This is a genomic window from Vibrio tetraodonis, assembly GCF_003350295.1.
GTDB classification, from domain to species: domain Bacteria; phylum Pseudomonadota; class Gammaproteobacteria; order Enterobacterales; family Vibrionaceae; genus Vibrio; species Vibrio tetraodonis.
The window spans coordinates 24,384-41,635 of sequence record NZ_QLYY01000006.1 but is presented as its reverse complement, the minus strand read 5'-3'; the positions used below and the strand labels follow the sequence as shown (position 1 = coordinate 41,635).

14 protein-coding genes are annotated in these 17,252 nt (G+C 42.5%); 3 read left to right on the top strand and 11 right to left on the bottom strand.

Annotation, left to right across the window (positions count from 1 at the left end; all coding sequences use genetic code 11):
• Window positions 1-2: 2 nt before the first annotated feature.
• The 10 genes from DPF90_RS02490 to DPF90_RS02440 all read right to left on the bottom strand — a co-directional run bounded on the left by DPF90_RS02490 (window position 3) and on the right by DPF90_RS02440 (window position 10,150).
• On the bottom strand, window positions 3-695 hold the full coding sequence (locus tag DPF90_RS02490) for a substrate-binding periplasmic protein (protein WP_162813980.1): 693 nt from the start codon (window positions 693-695) through the stop codon (window positions 3-5).
• An 89-nt stretch (window positions 696-784) separates the two neighbouring features.
• Window positions 785-1,447: a type 2 periplasmic-binding domain-containing protein gene (locus DPF90_RS02485; RefSeq protein WP_162813979.1), complete on the bottom strand. Its 663-nt coding sequence runs from the start codon at window positions 1,445-1,447 to the stop codon at window positions 785-787.
• A gap of 114 nt (window positions 1,448-1,561) precedes the next feature.
• A complete protein-coding gene (locus DPF90_RS02480) occupies window positions 1,562-2,905 on the bottom strand; it encodes an anthrax toxin-like adenylyl cyclase domain-containing protein (protein ID WP_162813978.1) in 1,344 nt (447 codons plus the stop codon).
• Window positions 2,906-3,259: 354 nt separating this feature from the next.
• Window positions 3,260-3,766, bottom strand: a complete 507-nt coding sequence (locus DPF90_RS02475) for a hypothetical protein (RefSeq protein WP_114784358.1) — start codon at window positions 3,764-3,766, stop codon at window positions 3,260-3,262.
• Window positions 3,767-3,856: 90 nt separating this feature from the next.
• Window positions 3,857-4,459 carry a peptide deformylase gene (locus DPF90_RS02470; RefSeq protein WP_162813977.1) on the bottom strand — a complete coding sequence of 201 codons (603 nt, stop codon included), beginning with the start codon at window positions 4,457-4,459 and terminating at the stop codon, window positions 3,857-3,859.
• 329 nt (window positions 4,460-4,788) lie between these two features.
• Window positions 4,789-6,030: an NRAMP family divalent metal transporter gene (locus DPF90_RS02460; protein WP_114784354.1), complete on the bottom strand. Its 1,242-nt coding sequence runs from the start codon at window positions 6,028-6,030 to the stop codon at window positions 4,789-4,791.
• Window positions 6,021-6,239, bottom strand: coding sequence for a hypothetical protein (locus DPF90_RS20580; protein WP_420855709.1), 219 nt, complete (start codon window positions 6,237-6,239; stop codon window positions 6,021-6,023). Before DPF90_RS20580 ends, DPF90_RS02460 begins: the two co-directional genes overlap by 10 nt.
• 551 nt (window positions 6,240-6,790) lie before the next feature.
• On the bottom strand, window positions 6,791-8,440 hold the full coding sequence (locus tag DPF90_RS02450; RefSeq protein WP_114784350.1) for an SMC family protein: 1,650 nt from the start codon (window positions 8,438-8,440) through the stop codon (window positions 6,791-6,793).
• Window positions 8,437-9,525 carry a DUF4297 domain-containing protein gene (locus tag DPF90_RS02445; RefSeq protein WP_114784348.1) on the bottom strand — a complete coding sequence of 363 codons (1,089 nt, stop codon included), beginning with the start codon at window positions 9,523-9,525 and terminating at the stop codon, window positions 8,437-8,439. Before DPF90_RS02445 ends, DPF90_RS02450 begins: the two co-directional genes overlap by 4 nt.
• Before the next feature lie 358 nt (window positions 9,526-9,883).
• Complete coding sequence (locus DPF90_RS02440) at window positions 9,884-10,150, bottom strand: hypothetical protein (protein WP_114784346.1); 267 nt, start codon at window positions 10,148-10,150, stop codon at window positions 9,884-9,886.
• 363 nt (window positions 10,151-10,513) lie between these two features.
• Between DPF90_RS02440 and DPF90_RS02435 the strand changes: the two genes are divergently transcribed.
• The 3 genes from DPF90_RS02435 to DPF90_RS02425 are packed head-to-tail and all read left to right on the top strand — an operon-like array spanning window position 10,514 to window position 15,916.
• Entirely contained in the window at window positions 10,514-12,772 is a 2,259-nt protein-coding gene (locus tag DPF90_RS02435) for a type VI secretion system Vgr family protein (RefSeq protein WP_114784344.1), read from the top strand.
• Window positions 12,754-13,347, top strand: coding sequence for a DUF4123 domain-containing protein (locus tag DPF90_RS02430; RefSeq protein ID WP_114784342.1), 594 nt, complete (start codon window positions 12,754-12,756; stop codon window positions 13,345-13,347). Before DPF90_RS02435 ends, DPF90_RS02430 begins: the two co-directional genes overlap by 19 nt.
• 7 nt (window positions 13,348-13,354) lie before the next feature.
• The gene (locus DPF90_RS02425; RefSeq protein ID WP_114784340.1) at window positions 13,355-15,916 is read left to right on the top strand and encodes a LysM peptidoglycan-binding domain-containing protein; all 2,562 of its coding nucleotides are present in this window, start codon (window positions 13,355-13,357) and stop codon (window positions 15,914-15,916) included.
• Between the two features lie 24 nt (window positions 15,917-15,940).
• On the opposite strand, the gene DPF90_RS02420 is transcribed toward DPF90_RS02425, so the two are convergent.
• The gene (locus tag DPF90_RS02420) at window positions 15,941-17,011 is read right to left on the bottom strand and encodes a formylglycine-generating enzyme family protein (RefSeq protein WP_114784338.1); all 1,071 of its coding nucleotides are present in this window, start codon (window positions 17,009-17,011) and stop codon (window positions 15,941-15,943) included.
• Window positions 17,012-17,252 lie beyond the last annotated feature (241 nt).

Sequence of the window (17,252 nt, the reverse complement as noted above, 5' to 3'; positions counted from 1 at the left end):
CTTTACTCAGTTTGCTCTGAGTGAAGGCGCACAAATTCTCGTGCTGAGTCTTCTAGTGGCTGTAAGAGGTGTGATTTGGTCAAACGAATATAATGATATAAATCTTCTGTATCTACCGGAGGGCTGGCAATTTTGATGTCAGGATATTGCTGTGAAAGAAACGCATAACTTTGCAAAGGAGCTAGCCAGACGTCAGCCCTACCAGCCATGAGCATAAGAGCGGCTTGGTCAACAGAATACACTCGATGTAAACTTCTATAACCCTTGAGGGCTTCAATATACCTGGTGCCATGCATAGTCACGATTATCTTATCTTTGGCATCATCTAGTGTTTGGTAATAACTTCCATCTATGGCAAATAAGTGTACTTTGATTTGCTCTAGCGGAACATTAACCTTTACCAAGCCCGCTTCATTATCTAACTGACCAATTCGTAAGTCCAAAGCATCATATTGACCCGTTATTATCGATTGGATTGCTCTTTCGTCAGGTAGGTAAGTCACTGTGTAGGGAATGCCCGCCCCCTTGTACACAGAAGTAATGACACCTTCCACCGTCATGCCATACTTTGTCGTTTTATTCTCCTCTTTATAGCTCTCTCCAATCGCAATATTGATAACCTCTATGTCTTGAGCAAAGGCATTATTTATTGGAAACAACACATTAATGACAAATAAAACAACTAAGATTCTCATCATTACATCCATGGGTCAAAACTGATAATAGCAAGTATAGCTACTGGCCAAATTCTGCTCATATCAAAAGCTTTAATGCATCGTTGATCTTAATTGATCGATCTCGTCTGGTTAAATGCTTTTACCGACATTTCAAGCGGCTCGACAAGATGTGACTTAGAAACATGCACATAATGATATAAATATTGTTTATATACTGACGGACTCGCGATCTTAATATTAGGGAATTCTTCTTTTGCTTTTAGATAAGTTCTGTGGGGTGCTAACCATAGGTCCGCCCTTCCTGTCGTCAGCATCAAGGCCGCTTGCTTTTCAGATTTGACCAAATGACGTTTCTTATAAACTTTTGCAATATTTGAGTAACGGGCTCCTAAGATCGAGACTAATGTTTTATCGTTGACATCATCCAAGCCCTTATAAAAATCATCATTAATAGACAGTAAATAGACATCCATCACGACAATAGGCACATCAATTCGTATCAGTGTTTCTTCTTCATCCAGTGTATCGATACGAAGATCAAGCGCATCATATTGACCTGATACCGCAGTCTGAATCGCCCTCTCATTAGGCAAATATATAAACTCGACGTCAATATCTGCAGCTTTATAAATAATTTTCAAATCGCGTTCTAGTGTAGAGCCTTTGTATATATCTCCCACCGCCACTTTGATCGAATCACTGGCTTGAGCAAACACATAGTTAGGTGCAATCATCGCGCAGAACAGCAGCCCCAGAATCCTTGTTCTCATTTTGTTCCCTACATAATATCAACCTTTATATCAATATAGCTTGTACGGAAACGAAAGTCGCTAGGGTTACATAGTATCGGCTTAACTTTTGGCTCATTTGACCACTGTGAAGCATCAGTCAAGGCTAGCCTTTCGTATTTGCATAAGTTGACTAATAGTTTGCGCAGCCTGTTCGAAGTTTTCACTTCTCGCTTGGGAAACTTTACGCTCCCATCTCGGATTATTAGGCACAGCAAAACCGTGAGTTTTTGCCTGTTTGACGAACTTGGCAAACTCATCGGCACTTTTTATTATATGGATAGGGCTGTAATCAGAAAATCCCTCCGGCATAAATACAGTCAGTGGATAATTAGACTCCGTATCCGTATAGGGATTTGCTGAATCAGTGCTGTGATGCACAACGGGATTCCCCTTCTTACCAACGGTTGCCGCATTGAGAATATCGATCATTTTGGCAACCCTTGGCGTGGCATTACCTATTGCTTGACCAAAGCTACCTTTGGTTTCTCCCTCTTTGGCAAAAAACTGTTTAGGAGTAAAGTCTTCACCCTCTTTTTCTTTAAACCTAGCTTTATACATGGTGGATACATCAGAAAAGTGTACCCGTTTAACTGGTAAATTGTCTTCTGTCGCCAAATCAAGATCTTCAACTTTTGGCGCAATAAACATGAGGTCATAATCGGCGGTTAGGGGCAATCCAGAGACAGGATCAGCAAGAACTTTAAGAGGCTCCTCTTCGTATGAGATCTCAAAATGATCACCCTTTTTCTCTGCTCTGTATTCAAGGCGCTCAGAAAGTAGTTTTAGCACACCACTTTGCTTATGATCTTTTTCAACACTGAACACCCCATTATTTTCCAACCACTCAAAGCGTTTTTGAGAAAGGGTTAAGTTCACAGAAATGGCATCACCGCTTTTTATACACTCCTGTACATTCTCATTGTATGTGGTTACCTGATTTTGACGCATATCATCGTCATCTCGCAGAGTAACATGCAGTTTACTCAACCTCTGATCTACACAGATAAGCCCTGCTTGAGGACCATGATTGGAAGATTTACCTTTAATTGCATACCCTTTGGTTGGATAGCCTTCTTCAATAAGCCCGGTTGACATACGATCTACGGGACGAAAAGCAATGATCTGTTGAGTCTTTCTAGCAACAGCTTGGATTGGGATCAAATGCCTTTTAACTATACCTGTTTTACTTGCTACCTTGCTGACCAAATCAGCTAAAAAGGCCGCATTCGTCTCGATAGACTTGAGAACACCATAAGCCTTGATGAGAGGTTTAGATTGTTCTCTGTTTGGCTTCTCCACAGGGGGATAAAATAAAGACTGCTTGTCGGTCACATTGCGTACAGTCTTAACCTGAAATTGCGGGGATTCTTTTAAGTCGTCACTCGACATACGCCTGACACTATCCGGTTGGTCAACAGAGGGGATTGATACTGGCAAACTTAGTGTTTCCTTTTGTTAAATTTATCCTGTCGATAGTTAATAAACATAAACAGCCAAGCAGTCAATAGTATAACCAAGTAAAATCATTAAGAAAATGTATGAATCACAACCAGACAGTAATGTCTGGGTTTTCTAATAGAAAAGACAAAAATATCTGAACAATACGAGTTTTTGCACAAAGCGTCGCGTTCTAAGTAGGAGGGTATTGTCTCATCAATACCAAGGCCATTAGTACATAACCTGCCCTAATAGCCTTAATACTTACCAAAGTAGACTCCAAATCAATCAACTAAGCATCAATACGAACACACATATTTAGGACCGGATCTTTGTTCTCATTGATCTCTTTTTCTAATTCCCGTTGCTCTTTTCCCATTTTTCTTTCCCATACTCGTGACTCCTCCTGTTAATATCATTAATTATATCTAGGGCTGAACTATCAGGAGTGAAAGTAAATGGATATTCTTGAGGTATATACTCTAAAGGAGTTGAATTGACGCGGGCAACACGGTAGTGAAGCTCGATACTAGTTTTATACGGAAGAGTACCACTTCTAGAAAGAAAATAAGGCGTAGCGAACTTATTATGACTGCTATATCCAACTTGCTCGGCTAATAAAGTGTCCATAAAAAATTGGCGTAGCTGATCATGGTAAGCTGTGTCATATTGGGCCCTCCAAAACTCACGTTTAAAAGAATTTATCTGACCTGTAGTTGGTACATGATAATTACTGCCATGAGCCTGACAAGCCGCTTGAACTCTCGTTAGATCAGTATCATTGGTTTGTAAGTTAATCCATTTCTCTTGAACAAAGAGGCTACCATTAGTGTTGTACTGATTAATGGCATTACTTCTCACCCGCTATTAGACAAAGAATGCTTGGAGCAATTACAAACCTTAGCACTAAGATAAGCTTTGCCCCAGGGCATGATTCATTCGTCCTTGGGTTTATTCTAAGCCATCAGTTAGCTCTTTAATTGTCGATAAATCCCCTTTGTTCTTTAGCTTATCAATATATAGTATGCCGTTGAGGTGATCGGTTTCATGCTGCAAAATTTGAGCTTTATAGCCATCAACTTCCTCTTCTTGCCACTGACCGTTTAAGGTTTGATAACGAAAGTGAATTTGTTGATATCTTGGCACCGCTTTACTGTAAAAATGAGGAACAGAAAAGCACCCTTCCGCCATGGGCGTGGTTTCTTTGCTTATCGGGGTATAACTTGGGTTTAAAGCCACTTCCCAAGCCTCTGGGAATTGCGGTTTACCATCAACAATCTCAGGCACACGGTAAACAAAAGCGGCTTTATTGATCCCCAACTGAGGCGCGGCTAATCCAACCGCGTTTGTTCCTGTACTCGCTTTATTCATCAAGAGGTTGACGAGTTCTTGAGTGTCCTTGTCTTGAGGAGAAACAGGAGTAGCTTGTTTTCTCAGTACTTCTCCCGCATACACATTATCATCTATCGATATCTGCTCGTCTTGCGTAAAAGTATGGGTGGAACATCCGTTGACTAATAATATTGATAAGGCAGTAAGCGTCGATCTAAGCATCAGCATTCATTCTGTTTAGTTGAAAGATCAAAATCCTAACTGTCAATATTCTCTATGGCAACCCATTAAACGAGAACAAAGTGTGTTGAGATTTTAAAAACCTTTTATATACCTTTCCACTCATTTGATAGAACTGACATTAGTACTTTATCGACAAACTCACCATTGCCAAAGCCTGATTGCCGCATCACACCCTCACGTTGATAGCCAGCATTGTCTTTATAAAGTTACCCGAAAATACATACACTATCTATAAGATACTGTTCTACCAATATTAATTTAATATCCTACATTAAGGCCTGTGGGGCTTTTACTCACTGTGATTAGACTTAGCCAAAGCTCATGATAAACAAGGTATACAGACTCATGGCTGCCATCATTATGGTAATCAACCAGCCAAACACCGACATCCAGACTGGGTGTTTATAGTCTCCGACAATAGCCGATTTACGGGCAGCAATCAGCATAATGCTTAATGTGGCAGGAAGAATAAAACCATTCAACGCACCCGCTACAATCAATAAAGTCACTGGCTTACCAATAAAGCAAAATATAAGACTCGACGCTAATATAAAGCCAATAATGAAACCTCGAGTGTTGCGATCAATAAAAGGGTGAAGGGTTTTCAAAAATGATACTGAGGTATATGCCGCTCCGATCACTGAGGTTATAGCGGCAGTCCAAAGTACTAAACCAAACAACTTGTAGCCGATGTTGCCTGCAGCATACTGAAACATTGATGCTGTTGGGTTTTCAGGGTCAAGGATCGCACCTGTACTTATGACCCCAAGTGCAGCAAGAAACAGTACCACCCGAACGACAGATGCCAAGCTTATTGCTGAAATTGAGCCGCTGTTGACCTGTGGCAACGCTTCTTGCCCTGCCACGCCAGCATCTATCAATCGGTGTGCGCCCGCAAATGTGATGTAACCACCAACAGTACCACCAACCAAAGTAACAATAGCCAATACATTGAGCTTCTCTGGCCAAACAGAACGATACAGCGCCTCACCAATTGGGGGTGAGGTGGAAAGCAAAACATATAATATCATTACCATCAGTGAAGCACCCATCACTATGGCAAATCGGTCCATCTCTTTCGAAGCATCTTTTAATAGAAAGAGACTGATCGCAATCACTGCACTAATTGCTGCTCCTGCTACTGGCGAGATCACCGGAAATAAGACGTTCATCCCCATACCTGCACCGCCGAAGTTACCTATGTTAAATGCCAGCCCCCCCAAGGCAACAGTACCTGCGATAACAAAACCTAAACCTGGTAACAGTTCATTTGCAATGTCTTGAGCACGCTTTTTCGAGACTACAATAACCCGCCATATGTTCAGTTGAGCGCCGATATCAAGAAAGATCGATACCAAGATAACAAAAGCAAAACTAGCGCCAAGTGTTTGAGTAAAGACGGTGGTTTGAGTAAGGAATCCAGGACCAACTGCAGAAGTTGCCATCAAGAAAGCAGCGCCCAAAATCAATGACCAGTTAAAGCCCCCTTTAGTTGACGGCTTGAAGATCGAGTCATTCACCGGTTGCTGTTTCACTTTATCTATAGACATGTACTACTCCTGTAATTATTACTCTGCAGAGATCTGGATAGCGCCAAGGGCAATTGCTCCGAGGGCAAGTTACGCTTTTGGCATTCAATGACTTCACCAGATAATCCGTACCTCATCCTATCCATTTGTGGTGTTAGGATATATCTCGCATTGAAAAATCTCTGGCGTTGCTCTGGTGTAAATAGGTCAAACTGATAACAGGAAATCACTTTCAGTGTCACTTATTGGCTATATTGCGCAATAAGCTGAGGGCAGAACTTGCTCGATGTCCCTAATGAACATAGAAAAAGCGTATGGTGAACATAAGATAATTTTTAACTCCCAAGAGAAGTCGTATAATAGGGTTACAGAGGTTATGATGGAGAAAAGCACTAATACAAGCCATGAAGGACGGCTGTAAAAATAGAGAGATAAGTATATTGTGTTAGGTGCGTGACGGTGACGTATAAGGCAAACAACAAATTGTGTTGCCTGCAACATAAGTCTGCATAACAAAAAACCAATTTCAATAAGTTACGAGTAAAATTGCAATATAAGCCTGCATAGTTTTGCAAGATAAGTCTGCAAATATGAATCCTAACGAGCTTTTCCGGTTGTAAATTTACTACATTAAATCTTTTTAGTTGGGGGGTTATCGATAGGTTTCGGATTACTTTAGATATCGCAACTGCGATCTAGTTGCAGTAAAAAATGTGGAAAGCATTAATAAACCGATTTAAAAGAACACACCCACTAACATTGGTAGTGGGTGTGCAAATTATCATGAAAATGCAACCTGGTGATATAGCGGCATTATCTGTTCATAAACTTCATCATACAAATTTGGCTTCAACAAACTGTACTTGTCGGTCATTGTCAATGTTCGGAATTCATCAGTGTCTCGCTCGAAGGATACTGAGCCGATAATCAACTGATTTTTGTTTGATAAACCATCAATGCATAAATCAAATAGCTTTTTAGTTGTGTTCTTGTCAGGGTCTTGCTGCTTTGGTGAATCGATTACAACTGGAAGCATAGCTATCGTCGATTTCTCTTCAATCGTTTTTAGAAGAGCATAGTGATACGCTAGAATTGCTCTAGGTCCACGGCTTCCTGTTTCACTTTTTGTAATATTTCCGTACTGAAGAATCGTCCCCAATACAGGGTCTTGTATTCCCAACGCTGTTTGAGCATATTTCAAAGACTCTTTGAACTTATCATTAATTTCTTGAGTGCGCTTTTTATCAGTAAATTCAGATATCTTCTCGGTAAGAGTATTCTTAGTCGCATTGAGCTGACCTATTTTTTCATGCAGTTCTTTTATCTGCTCATCGAATGTAAACTCAACTTGTTTGCTAGCCTGAGATTTAATGATATCTTGCAACGTTAACTTTTCTTGAACTTCTTGCAGCATTTCCTTAAGTTCCGAGCTTAATTTCTGAGCACTTATAAGTTCTTCTTTGATATTGACTATCTTTTCATCATAAACTGATTTCTGTTCATACAATTCAGGTATGATTTGCAGTAACTTTTCTCTATTTGCAAGAACGGCATATTTGGCATCTAGCCCTACCGATGTAGAAAGTGAGTCAACATCATTATCGTCAAGTTGTCGTTTGCATTCTTCAATCTCAGATACAATCTCGTCCCGATGAGAAAGTAGTTCTATCAGCTTTATTCTGTATTTAGTTTCTTCCTGATGAAGTTCCTGACATATACTCAGAAAACGTCCTAGTAACTCTTCATAGTATTCAACATCTACATCAAACAATACTCTACCAAATGAAGCTTCGAATCGTTTTTTCGCTGCCTCTAGAGCTTTTAGCGTTGCGAATATTTCATCAAGATCAAAGTCAATTAAGTTCATTTCACCTTGTAATTTGTAATATTCTTTAGGCTTAACTCCTGCATGGAAGTGAAGAATATTCTTCTGCCAATCGGCATACATAGCGAGATTGCTAAATGAGTCTAAAACTTTACCCCAACCATTGTCTTGATCAATATAGAAGGGTAAGTAGAGGCTAGCTGGTTGTGCTTGTGCTTGTATAGCGGTTTTCTTTACAACTAATTCTAAGTTGAAGTCAAAAATATTACATACAATCTCAGCTATATCTGAACGCGAGTTAGATGTAACTAAGTGCCTTTGCCCTTCTGTGAGGTCAAAGATAGAAATACGCTTATTATGACGAATAAAGGCATAATCTCGATTTTTAACATGAATGATTACTTTTGATATAAAGTTGTCGCTTTTCCATTTTTTATCAAGGCGAACATCAGCTCCCAGCGTATGATATAAGCTCTTGATGAAGCTAGATTTACCTGTATCATTTTCACCGGATATAATATTCACATTTGGTGAGAACTCAAAAAAGAACCCTTTCTTATCGCGAAGAGACAGTATGTGAGCGCTTTTAAAGTAGATACTTTTCATTTCTCACCTTCCTCTAACAGCTTCTGGATTATTGAATAGACAACGATACATTCTTTCTTTCCTGATTTTAGAGCCATTTTATAATCCGGACAGAGCATATCAATATTCATAATTGTTTCAGTGATATACAGTTTAAGGTCTTTATTTATTTTGATTTGGTCATAAAGGCTGATTGCATGCTCTAAATATACACTTGATGGATTTTTTTTATTCTTATTTAAGTCGATACAGACTTGTGAGAACGATGCTTTCAGCTGTATAAGTTGTAGTGCACCTTTGTTCAAATCTTTAAAAACAGGCTCTGCCATCTCCCAGTCAGGCTTCAGGCTGTTACTGGTATTAAGGGATTCAATAACATTATTGAATGCTTTAGACGAAAAACCCTTTCGAGAAACTAAATCCATAAAGTTAGCAATATCTGCCGATTTGAACTTAGATTTTTGCCTACACTCAGATTCAAGTAAGGTCGCCAATGCGTTAGGACTCAATGTAGTGCTTTCACCATATTTCTTTCCAAGGAAATCACATAGTTTTCCTTTTAGGTGTGTCATATGGTCATCTAAGCTGAGGGAAGACTGAATAAACCTTAAAGTGGACAAATCAATATGTTCTTCCTCTAACTCGACTTGTTCTTTGATTGCTTGTTTAAACTTCTCTTGGTCTGTACTTTCAATACTGTTTACATCGAAACAGGTCTTTCCTCCTGCTTTAGCATAGAAGTTGAACGAAGCATTGGTTACAAAAAGTAACTTGGGTGAATAGCTTGCAAAATTTTTCTGATGTAAGAAAAGCTTACCAATGATTGATATTGGCTTTTTCGCGGTGCTCTTTTGTAAATTATGCACAGTCCGCTTTGACTCTCTGGTCTTAACTTGAGCAAAGGTCAGATCTTGAGGCGCATCTTCACTATCCAAAATTAGTACGTCATCATGATATTCAAAGATAAACACATAGTCCTTTCCATCCAGTTCGTATTCCAACATCTGTGACAACGCCCAACAAGTTTGATAATCAAAACCTCGTTGTGCAATTTCACCGCCTCTTTCAGACTGTGGAATACTGATCAACGCTTCAGCTAAACCCATAAACATCCTTATGCTTCGCCACAACAACTATACGCAATCAAACAGGTATAGAATGGACAAGTACAATAGCATAATTATTGTCACAACGACACACCTCAAGGTTTTTAAGACTATGTTTTTATTATAATTTTTGAGGAATTCGAGGTTTATCTTACGTTGGTAGATATAAAGCTGTCAGTTTGAGTGATACGTATATGGTGTCAATGTTTGGCGTTAGATAACTGTAATGGCACACTGAGTTTGGTCTCGCAGTTAAATTAGAAAAATATGTCAAATGAGGCTTTGGTGATATCTGTGTTAAATCGGTCGAAACAAGGAATGGGGCAGCATAATAAAACCCATAACACAAAATTTTTGTTCACAAATCATCAATATCAATGTCAATTTCTGGAGAGTTTTCTCTTTGCTTAATTAGTTCTCGGTCTTGCTCATCTTCCTCAAATTCAATTCGGGAAGAGTCAATTGCATCTTCTCGTTGAACTAGGAAATCGTTGTCTGCCTTATCAGTGTCTTCGGAATAAGATCCCCAATCTTTATTACGTGCAGTCGCGAGCTCGTCAGAGTGTGCAGTATGACTCGTTAACTCCTCTAAAAGATCTTTTTCTGACAACCGTTTTTTACTCATAATTTGTTTCTCTATTCAGAAATGATATTAGATAGTCTATCGCATAATGAGTCGCTAACCTTAATGAAAGTCACAAATGACATCCTAAATACAATACCTCCTAACCCCACACTGCAAACCCCATCACAAAACCACAATTATATGCTGAGAGTAAAAACAGTCGTTTTCACTGGCTATTTGGTTCTCTTTAAACACCACTCCAAACAAATACACCATTGAGTCAGTCACTTTACCAGCCTCTTTTAACGTTCACTCAGTGGTTTAGCTCAGTGATGATTTCCACATAACTTGTTACAGTTCAGCCATTTAATATGCATGTAGATTGATTACCCGCAGTTATTTGGGTCATAAGAGTGAAGCTGTATGGCGAATGATATTGAGTTTAGCTTTGAGGTCTCTGGGTTTTTAGGGGCATTCAAAGTAGAAAGTTTTCGGGTGACGGAAGCCCTGTCTGCCCCGTTTGAAATGAGCCTGACCGTCTTATCTGAAAATGATGACATTAGCTTCGAGGCGCTGAGCAGAAAAACTGGCGTGCTGAGTGTTTATGGTCAAGGTTTAGCGGCGGCTCGCCAGTTTAATGGCAGCGTTTCAGAGCTGAGTTATATGGGCTCTGGTCGGCGCTACTCTCGCTACCAGATTACTCTAGTACCTCAACTTTGGTTTTTGACCCAGCGCCAAGATTGCCGCATTTTCCAAAATAAAACCGCGCCAGATATTATTCGCCATGTTTTTGATGATGCTGGGATGAGCGATTATCGCTTTGAACTGGCGGGGCAATATCAAGAAAAAGACTACGTGTTGCAATACCGCGAAAATGACCACCATTTTGTTCAGCGTCTTTTAGCCGAACATGGCATGTGGTTTTATTTTGAGCATAGTGATGCTGCGCATACCATGGTCATTGTTGACAGCAATGATACCATTCCTGAGCTTGTCAGCACACCGCTCAACGCCTCTTATATCGGGCCGATGCTATTTCACTCTCAAGGTGGCGGTGTGTCCGATAAAGAACACATTTTCGATTTGGAACAAGTTCACCGCGCCTTAACAGGTTATGTGAGCTACAGCGATTATAACTATCTCACTCCGAGTATACCTCAAGGCCAAGACGCTGAAGACAAGATCAATTGGGACTTGCAGCGCTATGATTACCCCGGGCGCTACACTTCTCCTGACTTTGGCGCTCAGCGCAGCAGTGAGTGGATGTCAGAATACGCGGTAGATAGTCACCAAATTCATGCCTCAAGCAATATTATGCGTTTGGCCTCAGGCTTAAGTTTCGAGATAAGCGAGCATCCGCGCTCCTCGGTCAACCGTGATTATCTGATGCTCTCTGTGATGCACCTTGGTGACAACCCTCGCGTGCATGAAGAAGAAGGCGCCGATGCCCCCACAACCTATCAAAATCAGTTTGTTTGTCTGCCACGTGATGTCACCTATCGCGCCCCCAAAATGGCCTCCCCTGTGGTTGATGGGCCGCAAACGGCGGTCGTCGTTGGGCCTGCGGGGGAAGAAATCTACACCGATGAATTTGGGCGAATTAAAGTGCAATTTCACTGGGACCGTTATGGGCAAAGTGACGAGCATAGCTCATGCTGGCTGCGAGTCAGCCAATCGATGGCCGCACCTAACTGGGGCGCCGTGTATCTGCCGCGCATCGGCCATGAGGTGGTGGTAACCTTTTTAGAAGGCGATCCTGATAGACCGCTCGTCACAGGCGCGGTGTATAACGGCTTACATACCCCTCCTTATGAGTTGCCAGAGCATAAAACCCGCACCGTTTTTCGCACCCAAAGCCATAAGGCAGACGGTTACAACGAAATACACTTTGAAGATGAAAATGACCAAGAAATGGTGCATTTTCGTGCTCAAAAGGACATGAAAACTAAGGTGCGGAATAACCGTTACCGAGATATAGGTAATGATGAAGAGCTCGAAGTAGGCCGAAACCAAGAGAATAACGTCCATGGCGATCGCAAAGAAACCATTCACGGCCATAAAACCTCAGAGACAAAACAAACGTTTATGGAGCGGGTCGAGCAAGATGTGACGGTCACCTATAACGCCAATCAAACCATTAATGTCGGGAAAAACAGAGATTGGTATGTGGATGAGCATCGCGTCACCCACATCGGGAAAAACGACACCTTAGAGGTTGGTGAACGCCAAGGTAGCGTCGCGCTGGCTTCACGCTCAACCAATATTGGCGCCGATGACAGTCTGAGCGTTGGTAATCATCTTGAAGTGGAAGTCAACGGTAATACGTCGGTTCGAGCCGAAGGCAGCACCGCGATTGTGTCTGCGGATGAAATCAAAGTTCAAGTCGGCGCATCAAGCTTGGTGCTCAAAAGCAGTGGCACCATTCACCTTAACGGGACCGCCATCACCATTGACGGGGCAAGTGATGTCAAAGCGACAGGTGGCCGAGTCAAGATTAACCCCGGCGGCGCATCGCACGGTAACGTCAGTGTACACACTCGGCGTCCTAAGGGTCTATCCATTATGAAAAAAGACTTGCCTGTAATGACACCTGCCGCCTACCAAGGCTTGGTTGAAGAAGGCGGTCTTATGCAAGAACTTTGCGATTGCGGGAGTGGCAACACATGTCAAATACACAGTTAATAAGTCAATGGCGCATTCAAAGTGAGAGCGTGCCTCACCTAGTTGAAGGGCAGAGTGTGTATGCCATTATCGAGCCACAGCTTTGGCCGGATTGGAAGACCACACTTAGTGCTTATTTAGAACCCCTTGATGTTCAACTTTTGATGGCAGGAACACGATTATCTCATTTGCCTAATGGCCCAGTATTTATTCCTTTAAACAGCTCTCAAGAGGCACTCAAAGCCTGTGTCGAAGGGATGAGCGCCTCACCTTGCGGGTGCTTAGTGTGGAGCCCAACCACCATTGCCACAGAAGCAGTCGCTACCTCGTTACGCCAGCGCCTTTTCATGCCCACCGGGAGCAGTGAAACGCTATTTCGTTATTACGAACCCAGAGCTTTATTGCCATTAATGGCATCGCTCAGTGACGATGCTCGGCAAGCTCTCTTTCCCTTATTGTCTCGTTTGCAGTGGCATGACAGCACATGGATGAGCGTGTCATTAAACGCTCCCATGGCGCCCACACAGCCAATAAAGCCTTGGACACTTTCACAAGAACAACTCAGTACGATGCAGCGCATCGCACAGCAATGGTGATGAACTCATGAGCACCCAACCTTATGTGATTAAACCCGGCGATACCTTGATTGGTATCGGTATCGCGCAAAACGTTAACTTTTCGACCTTGTTGCGATTAAACCCACAGTATCAACCCAATCCTGACTTGATTGTGGCGGGTGATACCCTACAGCTTCCTGTACCACAAGAGACCAAACCTGCGCAGCCCGACTTTCCTGTTGAGCCAGTGACGGCCATGTGCGTCAAGAAAAAAGGGCGCCTTGTCATGCCCCCTTTGTGCGCGTCCAAAGACATTGACGACGTGGTGTTTGCTACCGGTGATGCTGGTAATCATTTTTACTGTTTAACCGCAGAGGCGGTGGAAAAGCTTGATGAAGAAATTGAGCAAACTCAAACTCTGTTCCAGTGCTATCAAGACGTAGTCAGCAACGCGCCTCAAGGTGCACAAGCTTGGGCTGAGATAGAAAAACACGCTGAGCAGCGCCAAGCATTGTGTGAAAAACTTATCCATGCTGGCGTCTTGCCTGCCCCAAGCACCAAAAATCATGCCTCTTCAAGAGCGAAACAGCAGCGCAAAGCGAATGAAGAAAAAAATAAAGCGCTTGAGAATCAGCGACTCGCGAATGCGAAAGTTACCGAGATAAAAAACCGCATTGACTACATCGAAGCTTATGGTCATTGGTATGGAACGCAAGACTCAACCGACAAACTCAAAGTCCACTTGACCAATACCGTGGTTCCTAACTTAAAACAAGAACTGGCTAAGTGGGAAACCATCGCCAAGCAAGCTCTACCCCCTGAAACGCCCAATGTTCAGTCTGATAACCTAGCTAGGTTAAGCAATACCAGAGAAACCCGTTTGGATGGCATTGTTAATCGCTCTGGGGTACGTGAGCTCTACTCGATTAATCGCGGTATTTATCTCTACGTCAGAGAGGCCTTTTTCGAGCGTGAGACCCGAATTCGCCACTCATGGATGACCCTATCCAGTACCACCCATACCAATCGCGCGTTTACCCAAGGGGATATGAAAGCCCTAGGTCAAGCCATTGCTCAAGACATTTCTGAAGATACGGTTAAAAAAGCCTTAAACCCTGACCTCAAGGCTAGCCTTGCGAAATGGCAAGCGCCGGGTGGAAAAATTGCTGAATGGAAAGCGACCAGCTCACTGCTGCGCGATAGCGATGACAACACTATATTTGCGGTCAGTGCCGAAGCGCAGCTTGGCCGTTGGGGAATGCAAGCGGCGGTGGATGCAGAACTCAACCCGTTTAATAAAGATGAGCACGGCAGAGCGGATGTGCAAGTAGACTTGGGAGTCGGCGCCCAAGCAGCGTTCTCTGTGTTTGAAGCGGCGGTTGCCGCCGAGCTGTTCTTACCCAGTGATGCAGGCTATACCCCTTGCCTAAGCTACAAAGACGCGAATGGTCAGAACGCCACTTACTCATACGGCAGCTTTAGATTTAATGCCAAAGTGAAACTGGGCTGTTTTGTCGGTGTTACGGGGCAAGCAAGAGCAGGTATCAGCAATAAAACTCGTGAAGCCGGCGATGATGTGGGGATTTTGTTTGATCCAAACGTCACTATGGGCAATACCAATGGTCAAGTGGGCTTTAAAGCAGGCATATTTGGTGGCGGGCAGCTAAGCGGTGAATTCTCAGGAGGCGTTCAATGGAAAGAGCCACAAAAAGACACCATCACTAATTTCAGTGCCTTGGCGGAGATAAAACTGGAAGGCAATGTTGCTCTGGGTGGCGGTTATAACGTCGATTTTGTTTTACACTTAAAAGGAGGTCAATTTTTCCTTAAAGTCTCAGCCAAATTGGTTTGGGGGATCGGTGGCGGTGGAGGTTTTGCCATTGCTATAGATGGGCAAGCATTCTGGCAGCTGGCTAAAGTGATTTGGCAAGGGCTGCAATACATCGACTATCGCTTACTCAAAAATATCAGCTCCGAGGCTTATGAGTATTTGGTTGATGCTACCTATTTTGCCTTTACTGCGGTTGACACTATTACTTCACCTGCGAATGCGCTTGAGCTAGCCGTTTCTGCTGGTGAAGATATGATAAAGAAAATCAGACAAGAAAGAAACGAAACATTAAATCTCGAAAAAGAAGCGATTGTATTAGCAGAGCGGGTTCTAAATGACTCGACTCGCAGCGGAGTTCCTTTCAACCAGCTCCCGCCAGAAGCCATAGGCCGAATGCTTGATACCTTAACCCGTACCTTTGTTTTTAATTGGGAAGAAAAACAAGAGCTGGCAATCTGTAAACTGCTACAAGAAAGCACCTACAGCTGGCATAAGTTTGAAGAAATCTTGGCAAGAATGAACCCAACGGGTAGCAAAATGCGCGGTGAAAAGATGCTATTTGAAAGTATTGAGCGAATCAATGCCATTCTTGATAATAAGCAGCAAGAGATGTTTAATCGCTGGGTGGCGACACTCACTGAAATCAACTTGACTGGTAAGGTGGCGCTCGCGCCCTTTGAGGCTTATCAACAAATGGACTTTATTCAAAAGCGGACCCAAATCGAGCAGCAATACGCCGCTTTATATGGCAATCCTACCTCTTACCCTTATGTCTAAAACTGTGGCCCAAATGGGCCACGATTAGTTGATAGGCTTGGTACTTTGCACAGCGCAGCGAAAACTGTCTGTTATAGAGTAGTGTTCAAAAACGAGTTCTTTCCCTACACGTCCAAAAGTCTTTACGCCCCCCCCATCTCGCATTACTTTCTTATCGGCATGTTTGGGTCCTTGAGGGTTAAGCTCTGGTGAATTGAGATAATAATCCTTTTCATACCAATCGTTGACCCATTCGCTAATCCCATTACTCATACCATAAATGCCAAGTGGGTTAGCAGGCCATTGGCCAATATATTCCTCGTCATGTATTCCACTGTTGACCTCTGAGGGTAAGATCTCCACATATTTATCGGTGATAGGATCCACATACCACCCTTCGGCATAAGATCGATAACCGTCATTGGTGGCATAGTAGTAGTGCTGGCCTCGACTTCTTGCCGCGTATTCCCACTGCGCTTCGGTCGGTAAATCAAACGCTAAGCCAGAGATATCACCTAACCATTGGCAGTAGTCTTTGGCTTCTTGCCACGATTTAGTATACGTCGCTCTTGTATGTTTTAAGTTGTACTTCATCGCGTTGTGGTATTTATCATCCGTGCGTTTCATCGGTTTAGCTTGCATCGGGATTATACTGATATAGTATGTCATGGCGGGCGGCAATTGATTAATTTGGCGCATCCACTCCATATCCAAAAAGCTGGTCTCATATCTAGAAATAGAATAAGAGTCGAGGGTAACTTTGTGTAAATGTTGCGCACCTGATAGGTTGGTAGCAAAGTTAAAACACTCGACATCAGGGGACCAATCAAGACGATTTTCTGTTTGGGTAGGGAAATCACAATCCATTTTAAAATCGCCCATATCAAAACTGCCACCTTCGACAAACACCATATTTTCAATGGCGCGTACCACAGCTTCAGCCGCCTTTTGCTTTTGCTCCTCCGTTGCTTCTGGATAACGCGCATCAATGTTCGACACTATGGTCTCGATTTGCTGCTTAGAAACCGTTTCACTAAAGAGCTGTATACTAGAGCCACTGTTGCAGGCGATTAATAAAGGCAATGTACATGTTAAACCTAACCATCTGTTTTTCATTCGGTATTCCTTTCGTTTGATGCGCATATTTTACGCAAAAACACTCCGAGAAAACAGTTGCAAAAACACTATATGACTAGTGATAACGATGGGATTATTGTTGGGAAGTATGAACGAATAAATTATTACTGAAGTATTTTATCTTCCGAACAATGAGGTATTTCATGATCGAAAGTGATGATTGTAAGGGCTTTGGGACAAAAATCAGTTTCGCGATCATGTCATGGATTACGTGAGATAT

Coding starts and splice junctions, on each gene's coding strand:
- DPF90_RS02490 (WP_162813980.1), bottom strand. CDS start 695: ATGAGAATCTTAGTTGTTTTATTTGTCATTAATGTGTTGTTTCCAATA.
- DPF90_RS02485 (WP_162813979.1), bottom strand. CDS start 1,447: ATGAGAACAAGGATTCTGGGGCTGCTGTTCTGCGCGATGATTGCACCT.
- DPF90_RS02470 (WP_162813977.1), bottom strand. CDS start 4,459: ATGCTTAGATCGACGCTTACTGCCTTATCAATATTATTAGTCAACGGA.
- DPF90_RS02460 (WP_114784354.1), bottom strand. CDS start 6,030: ATGTCTATAGATAAAGTGAAACAGCAACCGGTGAATGACTCGATCTTC.
- DPF90_RS02450 (WP_114784350.1), bottom strand. CDS start 8,440: ATGAAAAGTATCTACTTTAAAAGCGCTCACATACTGTCTCTTCGCGAT.
- DPF90_RS02445 (WP_114784348.1), bottom strand. CDS start 9,525: ATGGGTTTAGCTGAAGCGTTGATCAGTATTCCACAGTCTGAAAGAGGC.
- DPF90_RS02440 (WP_114784346.1), bottom strand. CDS start 10,150: ATGAGTAAAAAACGGTTGTCAGAAAAAGATCTTTTAGAGGAGTTAACG.
- DPF90_RS02435 (WP_114784344.1), top strand. CDS start 10,514: ATGGCGAATGATATTGAGTTTAGCTTTGAGGTCTCTGGGTTTTTAGGG.
- DPF90_RS02430 (WP_114784342.1), top strand. CDS start 12,754: ATGTCAAATACACAGTTAATAAGTCAATGGCGCATTCAAAGTGAGAGC.
- DPF90_RS02425 (WP_114784340.1), top strand. CDS start 13,355: ATGAGCACCCAACCTTATGTGATTAAACCCGGCGATACCTTGATTGGT.
- DPF90_RS02420 (WP_114784338.1), bottom strand. CDS start 17,011: ATGAAAAACAGATGGTTAGGTTTAACATGTACATTGCCTTTATTAATC.